This window comes from uncultured Sphingomonas sp., from assembly GCF_964021865.1.
Classification (GTDB): domain Bacteria; phylum Pseudomonadota; class Alphaproteobacteria; order Sphingomonadales; family Sphingomonadaceae; genus Sphingomonas.
The window spans coordinates 1-17,433 of sequence record NZ_CAXIAM010000045.1; the positions used below are offsets into that span (position 1 = coordinate 1).

The following is a 17,433-nucleotide window of genomic DNA, read 5'->3' on the forward strand; positions in this document are numbered from 1 at the left end:
ACGCCCATGTCGCCGGTCGCGACGCCCTTCACGCTGCCGTCCTCGTTGAACAGGATCTCGGCGGCGGCGAAGCCGGGGAAGATCTCGACGCCCAATTCCTCGGCCTTGCCCGCCAGCCAGCGGCACAGGTTGGCGAGCGAGCCGGTGTAGGTGCCCTTGTTGTGGAGGAACGGCGGGGTCCACAGGTGCGGCAGGTTGAATTTGCCCGCCTTGGTCAGCACCCAGTGATGGTTCTGCGTCACCGGGACCTCGGCGAGCGGGCAGCCGTCCTCGCGCCACGTCGGGAGCAGTTCGTCGAGCGTTTGCGGGTCAATCACGGCCCCCGACAGGATGTGCGCGCCGACCTCGGAGCCCTTTTCGAGCACGCAGACCGAGATGTCCGCTTCTCGTTCGGCGGCCAGTTGCTTGAGGCGGATCGCCGCCGACAGCCCCGCGGGACCGGCACCGACGATCACCACGTCATAGGGCATGGATTCGCGGTCGCTCACTTCGTCATCTCCTGCGCGCGCGCCCGCACCGGGCGCTCGTCGTATCGTGCCAACGTTCTATCGGCATCGGCGGTGCCAGTAAGTTGACCTTCGCGTCAACTCTCCATCCTATGGCGACATGGGGGCCGATCAGAATCTCGACTGGACCAAGGCCGCGGCCAGCGCGCTCGACTGGTGGCACGACGCCGGGGTCGACGTGGTGGTCGGCGACGAGGGGTTCGCGTGGCTCGACAGCGCGGCGCAGCAGCTTGCCGCACGGCAGACGGTGCGCCCGGTGGCGGCGGAGGCCGTTGCGGCGGCCGGCGATGCGCTGCCCAAGGAGGCGGCGGCGTTCGCGGCGTGGCGCGTCGGCGACGCTGCGCCCGAGGCGCGCTGGGGCGGCGGCGCGATCGCGGCGAGCGGGCCGGCGGACGCCGAGCTGATGGTGTTCGTCGACTGTCCCGAGCGCGATGATCGCGAGCTGCTGATGGAGGGCGAGGTCGGTCGGCTGTTCGAGCGGATGCTCGCCGCAATCGGGCGGTCGCGCGGCGATACCGCGCTCGCCTCGGTGTGCGTGCGGCGGCCGACGACCGGCCGCGTGCCGCGCGATGTCGCGGTGCGGCTGGGGGAGATCGCGCGGCATCATGTCGCGCTGGCGGCGCCGAAGCGGTTGCTGGTGATGGGCGATGCGGCCAGCCGTGCGATCCTGACGATGAACGTCGCCGATGCGCGCGGGCGTTTTCACACACTTAACCATAAGAATGGCACGGTCACGCAGGTCGTGGCGAGCCATCATCCGCGCTTCCTGCTCGATCGGCCCGCCGCCAAGGCGGAAGCGTGGAAGGACCTGCTGTTGCTGACCGGGGAGGTCGAATCGTGAGAGTTGCGTATGCCTCGGGGCTGCTGATCGCCTCTGCCGTGGCGCTGGCCGTGCCGGCGCAGGCCGCACCGGTCGGCGGCGGACTGCCCGTCGTCGCGCCCCCTGCCCCGCCGCCCTCTGCGACCGAAGACGCCGGCATCCCGGCGCAGCTCACCCCCGAACAGCGCAGCGCCTATCGCGCGGTGTTCGCGGCGATCCATGAGGGGCGGTGGAGCGACGCGCAACTGGCGCTCGATGCGATGGCGACCGGGCCCCTTCACGCCTATGCGCGCGCCGAGCTGTACACCGCCAAGGGCTCGCCGAAGGCCGACGGCGCGGCGGTGGCGCGACTGCTCGCCGAGGCGCCCGAGCTGCCGCAGGGCGATGCGCTGCTGCGCGTGGCGAAAGCGCGCGGGATCAACGACCTGCCCGCGCTTCCCGAACAACAACGGCTGATCTGGAACGATGGCGCGCCGATCCGCGCGCGCGCCAAGGCGACCGCGAGCGACCAGATCGCCGCCGACCTGGCGGTGAAGATGCAGCCGCTGGTCAAGGGCGATCTGGGGGCGGAGGCGCAGGCGCTGCTGGAGAGCACCGCCGGCCTGTCGCCCGAGGCGCAGACCGAATGGCAGGCGCGGATCGCGTGGATCTATTTCCTGCAAGGGCTCGACGCCCGCGCGCGCGACATGGGCGCGAAGGCGGCGCTGGGCAGCGGCGACTGGGCGATCCACGGCCGCTGGACGCAGGCGCTGGCGGCGTGGCGGCAGCAGGATTGCGCGACGACGCAGACCGAGTTCGAGAATGTCGCGGCGCGCAGCCCCGATATCGACCTGCGCGCCACCGCCTTGTTCTGGGCGGCGCGCGCCGACATGTCGTGCGGGCGCCCCGACAAGGTCGAGGCGCGGTTGAAGATCGCGGCGCAATATGGCGAGACCTTCTACGGGCTGCTCGCGCGGCAGGCGTTGGGACTGGGGATGCCGGCGGTACGCCCGCAGCGGGTGTCGGCGGACTGGACGCGGCTGGAGCGGCGACCCAACATCCGCGTCGCCGCGGCGCTGGCCGAGATCGGCGAGAACGATGACGCCGACCGCGTGGTGCGGCAACAGGCGCGGATCGGCACGCCGGCCGAGTTCACCAGCCTCGTCCGCTTCAGCGAGTCGCTCAACCTGCCCGCGACGACGGTGTGGCTGGCGCACAATCTGCCGCAGGGCACGGTCGCGACCGCCGACACTCGCTATCCGATGCCGAACTGGACGCCGGACACCGGGTGGCGGATCGACAAGGCGCTGGTCTATGCGCACACGCTGCAGGAGTCGGGGTTCCGCAACAAGGTGCGCAGCCCGGCGGGCGCGTTCGGGCTCATGCAGATCATGCCGGCCGCCGCGACCGACTATATGCGCGAGCGCGGGCTGACGATCGATCAGAATGCGCTGGCGCGGCCGTCGACCAATATCGACATCGGGCAACGCCATATCGAGAAATTACGCGACATGGGGCTGACCGGCGGCCTTCTGCCCAAGGTGATCGCGGCCTATAACGCCGGGCCGAAGCCGGTCGGCGAGTGGAACGCGCTGGTTCGTGACGGCGGCGATCCGCTGCTCTATATCGAGAGCATTCCCTATTGGGAGACGCGCGGGTACGTCGTGACGGTGCTGCGCAATTACTGGATGTACGAGGCGCAGGGGGGCAAGGCGAAAAGCCCGAGCCGTGCCGCGCTGGCGCAAGGTATGTGGCCGCGCTTCCCGGGGCTGCCGGGGGCGAGCGCAGTGCGGATGAACCCCGCGCCGAACACCGCGCTGGCGGTCAACGCCAGCGTTGGGGTGCAGACGCCGATCCAGTCGAACTGAGGGACGACCTCCGGCCGGAGGCAGATTTCACCCGTCCGTGCCGAGCTTGTCGAAGCACGTGCCTCGGAACACGCCCTTCGACAAGCTCAGGGCGAACGGATTGTTCTGCGCTATGCGGAAAGGGTCGGCAGCCCGGCTGGACGCCTCTCCCGCGCGCCGCTACCCCGGCGCGATGCCGATCGACGAAAGCCGCGCCTTCCTCCCCGTCCGCATCGCTGTGCTGACCGTTTCCGACACACGCGGGCTGGCGGAGGATCGCTCCGGCGACACCCTGGTCGCGCGGCTGTCCGATGCGGGGCATGTGCTCGCCGAGCGCATGATCCTGCGCGACGATGTCGAGGCGATCGTCGCGCAGCTCCACCGCTGGATCGATGACGAGACGGTCGACTGCATCATCACCACCGGCGGCACCGGGGTGACCGGGCGCGACGTGACCCCCGAAGCGGTCGAGCGCGTTGCCGACAAGATGATCCCCGGCTTCGGCGAGCTGTTCCGCTGGCTCAGCTTCCAGACGATCGGCACCTCGACGGTGCAGAGCCGCGCCTGCGCGTGCGTGGCGCGCGGAACCTATGTGTTCGCGTTGCCGGGGTCGACCGGCGCGGTGAAGGACGCGTGGGACGGCATCCTGTCGTCGCAACTGGATAGCCGCCACCGGCCGTGCAATTTCGTCGAGCTGATGCCGCGGTTGATGGAGCGATAGGGTCGGCGAAAAGCGATCGGTCCGTCCTTGCGAGTGTAGCGCAGCAATCCAGGGCGTCCTGATCCGGCTCTGGATTGCTTCGCTCCGCTCGCAATGACGCCAAGCGATGGCCGCCAGCGTCAGTTCACCCCGCCTGCGACGCCGCCAATTCGTGGCCGTCGATGTCGCGGAAGTGGAAGCGCCGCCCGCCGGGGAAGGCGAAGATCGGGACCGTGATCGTTCCGCCCGCCCGTTCGACCGCCGCCTGTGTCGCCTCAAGATCCTCCACCTCGATCACCGGCAGCGGCGCCGCGACCCGGTCGGGCGCGGCGTCGAGCCCGACGTCGGTATCGCCGCTGAGCGTCGCGGCATAATCGGGACCGAAATCGGTGAAACTCCAGCCGAACGCCTGCGCGTAGAAGCTTTTGGACGCCGCGCGGTCGCCGGTCGGCAGTTCGAGATAGTAGAGGCGGGCCACGTCGCATCTCCCGGTTTGTTCTTGTAACGTTCTAGTCCGCGGGATAGGTTCGCGCAATGGCGAATCCACGGCCCCACCGCGGCGCGACCCTCAACACGCGCAGCGCGCGCTTCAACCTGCCGCAGGCGGAAGAGGATGACGACTGGCGCGACGCACGGGAGGCGATCGACGGCGCGCCGCCGCCGGTGCGCACCACGGTTACCGTCGAGCATCCGCGCACGATCATCTCGCGCAACCAGTCCCCTGACGTGCCGTTTGACCGCTCGATCAACGCCTATCGCGGTTGCGAGCATGGCTGCATCTATTGCTTCGCGCGACCGAGCCACGCTTTCCACGACCTGTCGCCGGGGCTCGATTTCGAAACCAAGCTGTTCGCCAAGCCCGATGCCGCCGCGCTGCTGCGCGCCGAGCTGCGCAAGCCCGGCTATGCCTGCGCGCCGATCGCGATGGGGACGAACACCGATCCGTATCAGCCGATCGAGCGCGAATGGCGGATCACGCGCGACCTGATCGCGGTGCTGGCGGCGTGCGACCATCCGCTCGTCATCACCACCAAGTCCGACCGGGTGGTGCGCGACATCGACCTGCTCGCGCCGATGGCGGCCAAGGGATTGGTGGCGGTGGCGATGTCGGTCACCTCGCTCGACCCGCGAATCGCGATGACGCTGGAGCCGCGCGCGACCACGCCCGAGCGGCGGCTGACGGCGGTGCGCGCGCTGACCGACGCGGGCGTGCCGACCTATGTCAACATGGCGCCGGTGATCCCCGCGATCACCGACAGCGAGGTCGAGACGATCGTGGCGCGCGCGGCGGCGGCCGGGGCGCTGGGGGTGTCGTACATCCCGGTGCGGCTGCCGTGGGAGGTCGCGCCGCTGTTCCGCGCGTGGCTCGACGAACATTATCCCGATCGCGCGGGCAAGGTGATGGCGATCATCCAGTCGCTGCGCGGCGGCAAGGACAACGATCCGCGCTTCGGGATGCGGATGAAGGGTCAGGGGCCGTGGGCGGAGCTGCTGCGCACGCGCTTCCGCATCGCGCGGGGCAAGGCGGGATTTCCCGACCGGCGGCGCACACTCGACCTGCGGAGCGATCTGTTTCGCAAGCCTGCGGGGGCGCAGGGCGAGTTGTTTTGAGTTCCCATCCTTCGTCGCCCCGGACTTGATCCGGGGTCCCGCTTTCTTCCCGGTACGCCGCTAAGAAGCGGGGTCCCGGATCAAGTCCGGGACGACATATAAGGGTTACTCACCGCCCCAAGCGGCTGCGGCTCGACATCAGCCGCCCGTGCGCGGGCACCGCCGGCGCGAAGGCGCCGAGGCCGGGCGGGTGCGGCATGTCGACGTAGATCGCCTCCATCCCGCCGCGCGCGGCATAGGCCTCGTGCCAGAAGCCGTTGCCGTGGCGATCGGCGAGGAAGTCCTTCCACCAGCCGGCGTGCGGCATCGAGCGGGTGAACGCCTCGAGACATTCGAGATCCCGCCAATATTGACGAATGCCGACGTGGTTCCAGCCGTGCAGGCATTGATGCGCCGCGAGCAGGCCGTCGGGCGGCGATTGCGCAATCTCCCGCAGCCCGCGACCGATGCGCAGGAAGGACGGCAGCCCGCGCAGGCTGCCGACGCGAAAGCCGAGCATTACCACTATCAGATCCGGCCATGTCGCCAGGTCGACGGTCGTCCGTTTGGCATCGCTGGCTTGCATGATCGTCGCTCCGCTGCTTACACCGTACACATACGCGGTCATGTATACGGTGTAAACAGGCGATGGTTCCGACATCAGGATTGCGCGACACGCTGCTCGATCATGCGATCGCGATGCTGGAGGCGGGCGAGGCCGAGCCGGGTATCCGTGCGCTGGCGCGCGCAGCGGGGGTGTCGGCGATGGCGCCGTACCGGCATTTCGCCGACAAGGCGGCATTGCTGGCGGCGGTCGCCGAGCGTGGGTTTACGCTGTTTCTCGGCGCCTTGTCGGCGGCGGATGCCGAAGGCAGCGATGCCGAACGACTGGTCGCGCAAGGGGTCGCCTATGTCGATTTCGCGTGCGCGCACCCGGCGCTTTTCCGTGCGATGTTCGCGCGCGGCGCGGCGGCGCCGAAGCAGCCGGATGCCCCGGCGTTTGCGATCCTCACCCGGCGCGTCGCGGCGCTGGTCGGTGCGGAGGATGCGGCGGCTGCCTTGGGGTGCTGGGCGATCGTGCATGGCATGGCGACGCTGGCGCTGGATGGCGGCGTGACGCTGGTGCCGGAGCAGGTGCGTGCGGTGTTGCGAACCTATGTCGCGGGGATCGTGGCGGGGGTGCGCTAGGCTAACCGCCAATCACCGCTGGCTACCCCACCGATCGCAGCCGGGTTTCCTCGACCTCGAACTCGACCTTGGTCACGCCGGGCAGCGCCTCGATCCGCTCCGCCAGCTCGGCGTCGAGCGCGAAGTCGCGGTCGAGGATCACGGTCGCGATTTCATTCTCGCCGATCGGCACCTTGAGCGTGACCTTGCCGCGCGCGCCGCGCAACGGCGCGATCAGCGCGGCGAGCCCGGCCACCGCGGCGGCGTCGGCGACATGCACCTCCAGCGCGAAGCGCGTCGAGGTGGCGAGCGTTTCGAACGGCTTGATCGACTTGACCGTCACGCGCGGGGTTTCCTCGCCCGGGCGGCGGTCCAGCTCGACGGTCGCCAGGCCGCAGCCTCCGTTCTTGGCGGCTTCCTCCAAATCGGCGGCGGGGCCGTCGTCGAAACAGGTCGCCACGAACTGCCCGGTCGCGTCGGACAGCGTCGCCATCATATAGCGCTTGCCACGCGCCGAGGTGCGCCAGCGCGCATCCTCGACCAGCACCGCCATCGTCGCCATCACGCGCGCGCCGTCGGCGATCTGCAGGTCGCCAAGCGTAACGTAGGTGCGCGCGCCGTGCGTCCGGGCGAGGTGGCGATAGCGATCGACCGGATGCGCCGAGAAATAGAAGCCGAACGCCTCTTTCTCCTGCTCCATCCGCTCGGTGAGCGACCAGCGCGCATTGGCGGGCAGCTTGATCGCGTCGCCGGCGCCGGCGTCGTCGCCGAACAGCCCGCCTTGCCCGCTCGTACGGCCCTCATGGGTACGCGCGGCGATCGCGAGCACCGTCTCGGCGACGGCATGGACTCCGGCGCGATTGGGTTCCAGCCCGTCGAAGGCGCCGCCGGCCGCGAGCGTTTCGAGCTGGCGCTTGTTGAGCAGCCGCGGATCGACGCGCGCGGCGAGATCGTCGAGACTCCGAAACGGCCCGGCGGTGGTGCGCTCCTCGCAGAGCTTCTCCATCGCGCCCTCGCCGACTGATTTCAGCGCGGCGAGCGCGTAGCGGACCGCCGGCTGGCCTTCGTCGTTCAACTGGACGTCGAATTCGGCGACACTGCCGTTGATGCACGGCGGGAGCAGCGGGATGCCGAGCCGGCGTGCGTCGTCGACGAAGATCGCGAGCTTGTCGGTCAGATGCAGGTCGTAGCACATCGACGCGGCGAAGAATTCCGCCGGGTGGTGCGCCTTCAGCCACGCGGTCTGATAGGCGAGCAGCGCATAAGCGGCGGCGTGCGACTTGTTGAAGCCGTACCCCGCGAACTTGTCGATCAAGTCGAACAGTTGGTTGGCGTAGGGCGCGGGGATCTGGTTATGCTCGGCGCAACCGGTGACGAAGGTGGCGCGCTGCGCGTCCATCTCCGCCTTGATCTTCTTGCCCATTGCGCGGCGCAGCAAGTCCGCGCCGCCAAGCGAATAGCCCGCCAGCACCTGCGCGGCCTGCATCACCTGTTCCTGATAGACGAAGATGCCATAGGTCTCCGCCAAAATCGGCTCCAGCAGCGGGTGCGGATAGGTGATCTCCTCCGTCCCCTGCTTACGCCGCCCGAACGACGGGATATTGTCCATCGGGCCGGGGCGGTAGAGCGAGACGAGCGCGACGATGTCGCCGAAATTGGTCGGGCGCACCGCCGACAGCGTGCGGCGCATTCCCTCGGATTCGAGCTGGAACACGCCGACGGTGTCGCCGCGCTGGAGCAATTTGTAGACGCCCTCGTCGTCCCATTGCAGCGCGTCGAGATCGACATGGATGTCGCGCTTCTTGAGCAGCTCGACCGCCTTCTTGAGCACCGACAGCGTCTTGAGCCCGAGGAAGTCGAACTTCACCAGCCCGGCGCCCTCGACATATTTCATGTCGAATTGCGTGACCGGCATGTCCGAACGCGGATCGCGGTAGAGCGGCACGAGCTGCGCGAGCGGACGGTCGCCGATCACCACGCCCGCGGCATGGGTCGAGGAATGGCGCGGCAGGCCTTCCAGCTTGGTCGCGAGGTCCCACAAATGCCGGACCTGATTGTCGTTCGAATATTCCCGGGCGATCTCCGGCACGCCGTTCAGCGCGCGCTTCAGGTCCCAGGGATCGGTCGGATGGTTCGGCACCAATTTGGCGAGCCGATCGATCTGGCCATAGCTCATCTGGAGCACGCGCCCGGTATCCTTGAGCACCGCGCGCGCCTTGAGCTTTCCGAAGGTGATGATCTGCGCGACCTGATCGCGGCCGTATTTGTCCTGGACGTAGCGGATCACCTCGCCACGCCGGGTTTCGCAGAAGTCGATGTCGAAATCGGGCATCGACACGCGTTCCGGGTTCAGGAAGCGCTCGAACAGCAGCCCCAGCTTGATCGGATCGAGATCGGTGATCGTCAGCGCCCAGGCGACGACCGAGCCCGCGCCCGAGCCACGCCCCGGCCCGACCGGAATGTCGTGATCCTTCGCCCATTTGATGAAATCGGCGACGATCAGGAAATAGCCGGGGAAGCCCATCTGAATGATGACGTCGACCTCGAACGCCAGTCGCTGGCGATAGGTGTCGCGCCAGTTCGGATCGCCCTCGGGCTGCGCGCCGAGTTCCTCGATCCGGTCGAGCCGCGCCTCCAGCCCGGCGGCGGCGTCGTTGCGGAGCATCGCCGCCTCGCCCTCGCGGTCGCCCGCCAGACTGGGGAGGATCGGCTTGCGCTTCGGCGCGGCGACCGCGCAGCGTTGCGCGACGACCAGCGTGTTCGCCAGCGCCTCGGGCAGATCGGCGAACAATGCCGCCATGTCGATCGCCGGCTTCATCCACGCATGGCCGCAGCTGCGCGGACGATCCTCGCTCTCGACATAGCTCGACGAGGCGATGCACAGCATCGCGTCATGCGCGTCGCCGAAATCGGCTTCCTCGAAGCAGCACGGGTTGGTCGCGACGATCGGCCAATTGCGCTCATAGGCGAGGTCGAGCAGCAGCGGCTCGGCCTTGTCCTCGATCGCATCGTCGCGGCGGCACAGCTCGATATAGAGCCGGTCGCCGAAGATCGCGTGCAGCCGCTCGGCATAAGCGAGCGCGCGATCGGGCTGATCCTCGGCGAACAGCCGCGCCACCCCGCCCTCGCCACCCGCGGTCAGCGCGATCAGCCCGGCGGCATGGCGCTCGAGCACGTCGAAGCCGACGTGCGGCGCGAGTTCGAGCGGACGGTCGAGATGCGCATGGCTGACGAGCGCGCAGAGGTTGTCGTAACCGGCCTCGTCCTGCGCGTAGAGCGCGATCCAGTCGGTCGCGGTCGCGACGCCCTCGGGCAGGTCGGGGCGCGCGACGCCCAGCATCGTGCCGATCACCGGCTGCACCCCTGCGCCCATCGCCGCGTCCGAAAAGGCCATTGCGGCATACAGGCCGTTGCGATCGGTCAGCGCGGCGGCGGGAAAACCGAGCTTCGCCGCGCGCTTGGCGATCGCCTTCGGCTCGATCGCGCCGTCGAGCATGGTGTAGCTGGAAAAGATGCGAAGAGGCACGAACCCGGAATGCGGCATCGCTGCAACCTAGGCGCACCGACCCGATTCGACCATCCCCGACGGCCCAGGCGGAACCGCGAACACGCCGACCCGTTCGCCCAGCCGGAATGGAGTGATCGACATGGCACAATTCGGAACTTCATCGGAGCGTGGGTTCGGCATCCCCGGCGCGTCGACCGGCGCGGGCTGGGGCTGGATCATGGCCTATGGCGTGGTGTCGGTATTGCTGGGCGTCGCGGCGTTCGTGTGGCCGTTCGCGGCGACCTATGCCGCGACGGTGGTGATCGGCGCGCTGCTGTTCGTCTCGGGCGTGTTCTCGATCGCCGCCGGGCTGTTCGGACAAGGGCATGAAGGGCGCATCTATGCGGTGCTGTTCGGATTGCTGTCGGTGATCGTCGGCGCGGTGATGGTGTTCGAGCCGGCGACCGGCGCACTGTCGCTGACGCTGATGGTCACCGTGTGGCTGCTGGTGCGCGGCGTGCTGGAGGTCGTGCTCGGCTTCCGGATGCGGCGGCGGCGCGGGCTGATGATCGCGCTGGGGTTGGTCAACATCCTGCTGGCCGGGTTCATCCTCGCGACGGTGCCGTGGTCGGCGCTGACGCTGCCGGGGTTCATTCTCGGGGTGAGCTTTCTGGTCGGCGGCGTGACCGCGATCACCGCGGCGAGCGACCATCGCAAGGGCGCGGACGCGTTTGCGATGCCGGGGTGAGGCATCTTCGTCATGCTTGCGTAGCGAAGTATGGGGGGGGGCGTTATGGTCCGACTCTGAATTGCTTCGCTCCGCTCGCAACGACGGGGTAGGTGGTGAACGAGTTGGCGTGGTCGCTCTCACTCGCCCTGTCATTCCCGCGAAGGCGGGAATCCAGAACCTCTGACCTTGCGCCTCTATCGATAGACCTGCGCATCTGGATTCCCGCCTACGCGGGAATGACGCTATTGTTGGTGCTACCGTGCCGCGACGTGCACCAACGCCATCGCGACGAGCAGCAGCGCGAGGATCGCGAGGATCAGCCCGAACATGCAGCCGAGCACCACGCGGTCGCCGAACATCTCCTACAGCAGCGCCTCGATATCGGCGGTGATCTCCTCGGGCTTGGTGGTCGGGGCGTAGCGGCGCACCACCTGCCCCTCACGATCGACGAGGAACTTGGTGAAATTCCACTTGATCGCCTTCGTCCCCAGCACGCCGGGCGCGTCGGCCTTCAGCCGTTCGAACAGCGGGGCGGCCTGTGCGCCGTTGACGTCGATCTTGGCAAAGACCGGGAAGGTCACGTCATAGGTCAGCGAGCAGAAGCTGGCGATCTCCGCGGCATCGCCGGGTTCCTGCGCACCGAACTGGTTGCAGGGGAAGCTGAGCACCGCAAAGCCGCGATCGGCGAAGCGGCGGTGGAGCGCCTCCAGCCCTTCATATTGCGGCGTGAACCCGCATTTCGATGCGGTGTTGACGATCAGCAGCACCTGCCCGCGCCATCGATCAAGCGGGACGGGCGCACCGTCCGCGGCGGTGACCGTCAGGTCGGTGATTGTGGTCAAACCGCGCCCTCCAATTGTCCCTCGTGGAGCCGGACGACGCGGTCCATCCGCGCCGCCAGCCGCTCGTTATGCGTCGCGACCAGCGCGGCGGAGCCCTCCCCACGCACCAGGCGCAGGAACTCGGCCAGCACGCGATCGGCGGTGGCCTCGTCGAGGTTGCCGGTCGGTTCGTCGGCGAGCACCAGCGCCGGGCGGTTCGCGAGCGCCCGCGCGACCGCGACGCGCTGCTGCTCGCCGCCCGACAGCGCGGAGGGGCGATGCGTCAGCCGGTGCCCGACGCCCAGTGCGGTGAGCAGCGCGGCGGCGCGCTCCTCGGCCGCGGCGCGCTCGGCGCCCTGGATCAGCTGCGGCAGGACGACATTCTCGATCGCGTTGAAGTCGGGCAGCAGATGGTGGAACTGATAGACGAAGCCCAGCCGGTCGCGGCGGAGCGCGGTGCGGCCGGCAGCGTCGAGTTTGGCGGCCTCGATCCCGGCGATCCGGATCGAGCCCGAAAAGCCGCCTTCGAGCAGCCCGACCGCCTGCAACAAGGTAGACTTGCCCGAACCGGACGGCCCGAGCAGCGCGACGATTTCGCCGGGGCGCACCGCCAGATCGACGCCGCGCAGGACGTGGATCGTCGTCTCGCCCTGCGTAAAGCTGCGCGCGAGACCGGTGGTCTGGAGGACCGCGGATGCGGCGTCGAAGTCCGCGGGTACGCTATTCATATCGCAGCACCTCGACCGGATCGGTATTGGCGGCCTTGAGCGCCGGATAGACGGTGGCGAGGAAGGTCATCAGCAGCGTGATGATGACGATCGCCGTCACCTCGACCGGATCGACCTTCGACGGCAGCTCGGTCAGGTAGCGGATCGACGGGTCCCACAGGTTCTGCCCCGTGACCAGCTGGACCAAATTGACCACCGACTGACGAAAGAACAGGAACACCGTGCCGAGCAAAAGTCCGGCAAAGGTGCCCAGCACGCCGATCGTCGTGCCGACGGTCATGAAGATGCGCAGCATCGCGCCGCGGCTTGCGCCCATCGTGCGCAGGATCGCGATGTCGCGGGTCTTGGCGCGCACCAGCATGATGAGCGAGCTGGCGATGTTGAAAGCGGCGACGAGGATGATGATGCACAGCACGACGAACATCGCGACGCGCTCGACCGCCAGCGCGTCGAACAGCTCCGAATTGAGGCGGCGCCAGTCGCTGATGATGCCGTAGGGCTGCACCTGTTTGGCGAGGGGAGCGAGGATTTCGCCGACCTTGTCCGCATTGGTGGTCTGCAATTCGATCATGCCGACGGTGTCGCCGGTCAGCAGCAGGGTCTGCGCATCCTGCAGCGGCATGACGACGTACGCCTTGTCGTAATCGTAGACGCCGACTTCGAAGATCGCGCCGACCCGGTAGCTGACGCTGCGCGGCATCGTGCCGAACGGCGTCGAGCGGCCGAGCGGGCTGATGACGGTGATGTCGGAGCCGATCGTCGCGCCGAGCTGTTCGGCGAGCCGCGCACCGATCGCGACCGTGCCGCTGTTCGGGGTCAGCGTCGCGAGGCTGCCGGCGACGATCTTGGTGCGGATCGTGGCGTTGGTGCGAATGTCCTCCGGGCGCATACCGCGCAGCAGGATCGCCTCGGCCCGACCGTTGTAGGTGGCGAACAGCGGCTGTTCGATCATCGGCACCGCGCTGGTCACGCCCGGTGTCGCCCTGGCCAGCTCGACGACGCGCTGCCAATTGTCGAGCCGGTTGTTGTAGCCCTGCACGACGGCATGGCCGTTGAGACCGACGATCTTGTCGAACAGCTCGGCCCGGAAACCGTTCATGACGCTCATGACGATCACCAGCGCGGCGACCCCCAGCATCACCGCGCCCAGCGAGAAGCCCGCCACCAGCACGATGAAGCGTTCGCCCTTGCCCGGCAGCAGATACCGCCGCGCGATCATGCTCTCATAGCGGGACAGCAACATGCCGGCTGCGATAGGGAGCCACCCGGCGATGCGCAATGGGGGCTGTTGCGGAATCGTCACAGAGTCGCCGCAATCGGTTTTGCTGCGGTTCATTTGTATCGACAGCGAACAAGCCGCGCCGCATACCTGCGGGCACTGGCACACAGGCAAAGGCCGTGGTTCGGGGAACGCCATCAAGCCCCGCTGATCCCTCGGGAAAAGCGCGTGGGCAGAAGGCTGGATAGGGGGCTGACGAGCGATCGTCACGCAGGCGCCCGGGTCGTGGATAACGGCCCGGGCGTTTGCCGTTCGGTCGCAGTTCCGCGACGCGGAACGTCGCGCGCAGCGCGGCGACCGAACCGGCCGGCGGGTCGGCCTGCGCCGATCCCGTCCGACGTCAGGCCGGCGGCTTCGCCGTCGGCGCTTGGCTGGTGCGGCGGGTTATCCGGTAGAGCCTTCCCACCTGGGCCCCGGCCTCCGCCGCGGTGACGACCTTCCCACGTCATTGCGAGCGAAGCGAAGCAATCCAGAGCCGGACCAGGACGCCCTGGATTGCTTCGCTCCGCTCGCCACGACGATCGTTCAGAAACCGAACCCAACCGTCAGCCCATAGGTCCGCGGATCGCCGACATTGCCCGCGATCAGACCGGTGTTGCCCGGCGTCGTCGCCAGCACTTCATAATATTCGGTATCGAACAGGTTGCGCACCCAGCCGAACACGTTGACGCCGCTGTCCGTCCGGAAGCCCAGCCGCGCGTTCACCAGCGTGTAGCCGTTAACATCGGTATAGATCGACCGCGAGGCATTGGACGAGAATTTGGTTCGCGAATTGGCATCGACGCCGAAATACGCCTCGCCCGACTTGCCGAACACGTTGCCCGGTAGATTGTATTCGCCGCCGTAGGAGAAAGCGAATTTGGAGATCCCCGGCAGCCACTGGCCGGAGATGTCGCACACCACCGGGCTGTTGGTGCCCGGCTGGCCCGGCGCACCGATCGTCGCGCCGCTGCCGCCGCCCGACAGTTCGGGCGGGCACGGCGCGTTCTTGAAGTCGACGTATTTGTGATCGGTGAAGGCACCATTGGTATAGAGGTTGATGCGGTCGCTCGGCCGCACCGAAAAGTCGGCCTCCACACCGCGTACGCGCACCTTGCCGGCGTTGGCGAGATAGCCGCGCAGCGTCGAGGTCGAGCTGTTGTTGACCACCGCCTGATAGTCGCTGATCTCGGTCCAGAAGCCGGTGACGTTGAGCGTGATCTTGCGGTCCCAGAACTGCGACTTCGCGCCCAGTTCGAAATGATCGACCTTTTCGGGCGCGACCTGCGCCAGTTGCGTCTGCACCACGCCGCCGACGACCGGCACGCCGTTCAGGTTGAGCCCGCCCGATTTGAAGCTGTGCGCATAGGTGCCGTACAGCAGCACGTCGCGCGACGGCTTGTACGACGCGGTGAGATCGTAGGAGACGTTCCACTCACGGAATTTCTGGTCGCGGAATTCCTGCGGCTGGATCGCGTCGCGCTGCGCGGCCTGACGCGCGTTGCCGCCGGTCGCAGGCACCAGATTGCCCTGTCCGTCGCGCACCACGCTGACATAGCTGCCGGTCTTGTCGTCGTAGTTGAGCCGCACGCCCGGCGACAGCGTGAAGGCGTCGGTCAGGTTCCAGTTGAGCTTGCCGAAGACCGCACCCGAGAAGTTTTTTAGGCGGATGTCGTTGGCGGCGGTCAGGCCGTTGAGCACCGACGGATCGTTCGACAGCGCACTCGATGGGTTGATGAGCCAGCGGCTCGCCGCCGGCCCCTGCCGCTGCGTGCCGGTGGTGTGGATCGTCTGATAGAATCCGAACAATCCCAGCACGTAATCGAAATGCTGCGCTTTGCCGGCGTAGCGGAATTCCTGCGTATATTGGTCCTGCCGCGTCGGATTTTGCGACAGGGTGGTTATCGGCAGCCCGGTGAAGTCGCGGTCGTTGGCTGGCAGCCAATCCCAGAAGCGATAGGCGGTGATCGAGGTCAGCGTCCCCTCGCCCAGCCGCTGCTCGCCGCGCAGCGATAGTCCGCCGAGTTCGTTGCGCGCGCTGAGCTTGGCGTCGAGGTCGGTCAGCCGGTCGAATGGGTTGCGGCTGGGCGGTTCATAGCCCTGTGCGGCGGCGAGAGCGTCGAACTGGCGGTTGAGCGGGCGCTGGGTGTTGCCGACGCGCACGAAGATCTGCGCGCAGCAGTTCGGATTCTGGCGCGAATAATCGCCCGACAGCGTCAGGTCGAGATCGTCGGTCGCCTTCCACAGGATCGCGGTGCGGATGCCGAGATTGTCCTGCGCATTGACGTACTGATCGCTCGCGACATTGTAGATCGTGCCCCGGCGGCTGGTGGTCGACACGCCAAGCCGGATCGCGACCTTGTCGGTCAGCGGGCCGGAGATCGACGCCTTGGCCTGCTTGAACTCCAGGTTGCCGACCGACACTTCGGCGCGGCCCTGCAGCGTGAAGCTCGGCGCCTTGCTGGTGATGTTGATCGCGCCGGCGACGGTGTTCTTGCCGTAGAGCGTCCCCTGCGGTCCGCGCAGCGTCTCGATCTGTTGCACGTCGAGGAAGTCGAGCGTCGCCGCCGCCACGCGGCTCAGATAAACCTGATCGATGTAGATGCCGACGCCCTGCTCGATGCCGTCGTTGGTGAGCCCGAGCGGCGCACCGAGCCCGCGGATGTTGACCGACGAATTGCGCGGGTTGGTCGAATAGAATTGCAGAGTCGGCTGGAGTTGCTGGAGCCGCTGGACGTTGAAGCTGCCGGTCGCGTCCAGTTCCTTCACGCCGACGACCGAGATCGGGATCGGCACGTTCTGTGCCGATTCGGCGCGACGCCGCGCGGTGACGACGACGTCGGCGGCGGCCGAGCTGCGCTGCACCTGTTCCTCGGTCCGGTCCGGATCGCCCGGCGTGGTCGGCGCCGTTTCCCGCTCCCCGACGACGACCGGTGCGGGCGGTTGCTGCTGCGCCGTCGCCTGGGCGGCCAGAAGCAGAGCGAGCGTGACGGACATTCGGATACCCCTTTTGATTCTCGAAACGACTCTTTGCCGCACCTCCAATATCCCATCAACAAAGTAGGGGTTTGTCGACCCCTTGAAACGCTTCGCATCGGTCCCAAATTCATGCTCGTGCGGTGCCGGTCACCGGGCCGCACGGAACGGGCGTCGCGCAACAGCGGGCGCCGCTTTCAAATAGCTCACTGGAGGATTTGACGATGCGTTTCGATCTGACCCCTTATCGCCGCTCCACGATCGGTTTCGATCGGTTGTTCGACCTCATCGAGGCCAATGCCCGGAGTGCCGCGGAAAATTACCCGCCGTTCAACCTGGAGCGCGTGGCGGACGACCGCTACCGCATCACGCTGGCTGTCGCCGGGTTCAGCCGTGACGAGATTGAGATCGTCGCGCAGCAGAACCTGTTGCTGGTGACCGGCAAAAAGGATGACAAGGCAGACAACAACCAGTTCCTCCACCTCGGCATTGCCAACCGCAGCTTCGAGCGGCGGTTCGAACTCGCCGACTTCGTGTTCGTGGAGGACGCGCGACTGAACGACGGTCTGTTGGTGATCGATCTGGTCCGTGAGGTGCCCGAGGCGATGAAGCCGAAGAGCATTGCGATCAAGACCGGTACGCCGCTGGCCGCGGTCGAGAACAAGGCGACCGACGAAGCACAGGCCGCCTAACCGAGATCGGCGTCTCTTTGCTCCCTTTCGAGGCGCCGGTGGGGGCGTCCGGGCCGCGAGGCTCGGGCGCCTTTCCTTTTTGGTTCAGCACACCGGCTTGGTGCACCCCGACGAGGGCGGCTGTGGCCCGCT

General features: G+C 67.6%; 15 protein-coding genes. 7 read left to right on the forward strand and 8 right to left on the reverse strand.

Annotated elements, in window-relative coordinates; translation table 11 throughout:
• Nucleotides 1–488: NAD(P)/FAD-dependent oxidoreductase (locus AADI75_RS11960; RefSeq protein WP_341209247.1), on the reverse strand; the 488-nt coding region annotated here is incomplete at its 3' end.
• Between the two features lie 118 nt (nt 489–606).
• Between AADI75_RS11960 and AADI75_RS11965 the strand changes: the two genes are divergently transcribed.
• The 3 genes from AADI75_RS11965 to moaB all read left to right on the forward strand — a co-directional run bounded on the left by AADI75_RS11965 (nt 607) and on the right by moaB (nt 3,873).
• Nucleotides 607–1,347: a uracil-DNA glycosylase family protein gene (locus tag AADI75_RS11965; protein WP_341209248.1), complete on the forward strand. Its 741-nt coding sequence runs from the start codon at nt 607–609 to the stop codon at nt 1,345–1,347.
• Complete coding sequence (locus AADI75_RS11970; RefSeq protein ID WP_341209249.1) at nt 1,344–3,173, forward strand: lytic transglycosylase domain-containing protein; 1,830 nt, start codon at nt 1,344–1,346, stop codon at nt 3,171–3,173. The genes AADI75_RS11965 and AADI75_RS11970 overlap by 4 nt, the downstream gene beginning before the upstream one ends.
• A gap of 172 nt (nt 3,174–3,345) precedes the next feature.
• Nucleotides 3,346–3,873, forward strand: coding sequence for a molybdenum cofactor biosynthesis protein B (gene moaB, locus AADI75_RS11975; RefSeq protein ID WP_341209269.1), 528 nt, complete (start codon nt 3,346–3,348; stop codon nt 3,871–3,873).
• Nucleotides 3,874–3,997: 124 nt separating this feature from the next.
• Here moaB and AADI75_RS11980 read toward each other — a convergent pair whose 3' ends face one another.
• A complete protein-coding gene (locus AADI75_RS11980) occupies nt 3,998–4,330 on the reverse strand; it encodes a VOC family protein (RefSeq protein WP_341209250.1) in 333 nt (110 codons plus the stop codon).
• 56 nt (nt 4,331–4,386) lie between these two features.
• Here AADI75_RS11980 and AADI75_RS11985 point away from each other — a divergent pair, with 56 nt between their 5' ends.
• Nucleotides 4,387–5,463 carry a PA0069 family radical SAM protein gene (locus AADI75_RS11985; protein ID WP_341209251.1) on the forward strand — a complete coding sequence of 359 codons (1,077 nt, stop codon included), beginning with the start codon at nt 4,387–4,389 and terminating at the stop codon, nt 5,461–5,463.
• A 109-nt stretch (nt 5,464–5,572) separates the two neighbouring features.
• Here AADI75_RS11985 and AADI75_RS11990 read toward each other — a convergent pair whose 3' ends face one another.
• The gene (locus tag AADI75_RS11990) at nt 5,573–6,028 is read right to left on the reverse strand and encodes a DUF4188 domain-containing protein (RefSeq protein WP_341209252.1); all 456 of its coding nucleotides are present in this window, start codon (nt 6,026–6,028) and stop codon (nt 5,573–5,575) included.
• A gap of 62 nt (nt 6,029–6,090) precedes the next feature.
• Between AADI75_RS11990 and AADI75_RS11995 the strand changes: the two genes are divergently transcribed.
• Entirely contained in the window at nt 6,091–6,630 is a 540-nt protein-coding gene (locus AADI75_RS11995) for a TetR/AcrR family transcriptional regulator (protein WP_341209253.1), read from the forward strand.
• A gap of 22 nt (nt 6,631–6,652) precedes the next feature.
• Here AADI75_RS11995 and dnaE read toward each other — a convergent pair whose 3' ends face one another.
• Nucleotides 6,653–10,153, reverse strand: a complete 3,501-nt coding sequence (dnaE, locus tag AADI75_RS12000; protein WP_341209254.1) for a DNA polymerase III subunit alpha — start codon at nt 10,151–10,153, stop codon at nt 6,653–6,655.
• A gap of 103 nt (nt 10,154–10,256) precedes the next feature.
• Here dnaE and AADI75_RS12005 point away from each other — a divergent pair, with 103 nt between their 5' ends.
• Nucleotides 10,257–10,844, forward strand: a complete 588-nt coding sequence (locus AADI75_RS12005) for an HdeD family acid-resistance protein (protein ID WP_341209255.1) — start codon at nt 10,257–10,259, stop codon at nt 10,842–10,844.
• 344 nt (nt 10,845–11,188) lie between these two features.
• On the opposite strand, the gene AADI75_RS12010 is transcribed toward AADI75_RS12005, so the two are convergent.
• The 4 genes from AADI75_RS12010 to AADI75_RS12025 all read right to left on the reverse strand — a co-directional run bounded on the left by AADI75_RS12010 (nt 11,189) and on the right by AADI75_RS12025 (nt 16,630).
• Nucleotides 11,189–11,668, reverse strand: coding sequence for a glutathione peroxidase (locus AADI75_RS12010; protein ID WP_341209256.1), 480 nt, complete (start codon nt 11,666–11,668; stop codon nt 11,189–11,191).
• A complete protein-coding gene (locus AADI75_RS12015; RefSeq protein ID WP_341209257.1) occupies nt 11,665–12,375 on the reverse strand; it encodes an ABC transporter ATP-binding protein in 711 nt (236 codons plus the stop codon). Before AADI75_RS12015 ends, AADI75_RS12010 begins: the two co-directional genes overlap by 4 nt.
• Nucleotides 12,368–13,618 (reverse strand): lipoprotein-releasing ABC transporter permease subunit, encoded by a 1,251-nt coding sequence (locus tag AADI75_RS12020; protein WP_341209258.1) that lies wholly within the window; start codon nt 13,616–13,618, stop codon nt 12,368–12,370. Before AADI75_RS12020 ends, AADI75_RS12015 begins: the two co-directional genes overlap by 8 nt.
• A 561-nt stretch (nt 13,619–14,179) precedes the next feature.
• Nucleotides 14,180–16,630: a TonB-dependent receptor gene (locus AADI75_RS12025; RefSeq protein ID WP_341209259.1), complete on the reverse strand. Its 2,451-nt coding sequence runs from the start codon at nt 16,628–16,630 to the stop codon at nt 14,180–14,182.
• Nucleotides 16,631–16,833: 203 nt separating this feature from the next.
• On the opposite strand from AADI75_RS12025, the gene AADI75_RS12030 reads away from it, so the two are divergent.
• The gene (locus tag AADI75_RS12030; protein WP_341209270.1) at nt 16,834–17,301 is read left to right on the forward strand and encodes an Hsp20 family protein; all 468 of its coding nucleotides are present in this window, start codon (nt 16,834–16,836) and stop codon (nt 17,299–17,301) included.
• Nucleotides 17,302–17,433: the final 132 nt, after the last annotated feature.

Coding starts and splice junctions, on each gene's coding strand:
- AADI75_RS11965 (WP_341209248.1), top strand. CDS start 607: ATGGGGGCCGATCAGAATCTCGACTGGACCAAGGCCGCGGCCAGCGCG.
- moaB (WP_341209269.1), top strand. CDS start 3,346: ATGCCGATCGACGAAAGCCGCGCCTTCCTCCCCGTCCGCATCGCTGTG.
- AADI75_RS11985 (WP_341209251.1), top strand. CDS start 4,387: ATGGCGAATCCACGGCCCCACCGCGGCGCGACCCTCAACACGCGCAGC.
- AADI75_RS11990 (WP_341209252.1), bottom strand. CDS start 6,028: ATGCAAGCCAGCGATGCCAAACGGACGACCGTCGACCTGGCGACATGG.
- AADI75_RS11995 (WP_341209253.1), top strand. CDS start 6,091: ATGGTTCCGACATCAGGATTGCGCGACACGCTGCTCGATCATGCGATC.
- dnaE (WP_341209254.1), bottom strand. CDS start 10,153: ATGCCGCATTCCGGGTTCGTGCCTCTTCGCATCTTTTCCAGCTACACC.
- AADI75_RS12005 (WP_341209255.1), top strand. CDS start 10,257: ATGGCACAATTCGGAACTTCATCGGAGCGTGGGTTCGGCATCCCCGGC.
- AADI75_RS12015 (WP_341209257.1), bottom strand. CDS start 12,375: ATGAATAGCGTACCCGCGGACTTCGACGCCGCATCCGCGGTCCTCCAG.
- AADI75_RS12020 (WP_341209258.1), bottom strand. CDS start 13,618: ATGTTGCTGTCCCGCTATGAGAGCATGATCGCGCGGCGGTATCTGCTG.
- AADI75_RS12025 (WP_341209259.1), bottom strand. CDS start 16,630: ATGTCCGTCACGCTCGCTCTGCTTCTGGCCGCCCAGGCGACGGCGCAG.
- AADI75_RS12030 (WP_341209270.1), top strand. CDS start 16,834: ATGCGTTTCGATCTGACCCCTTATCGCCGCTCCACGATCGGTTTCGAT.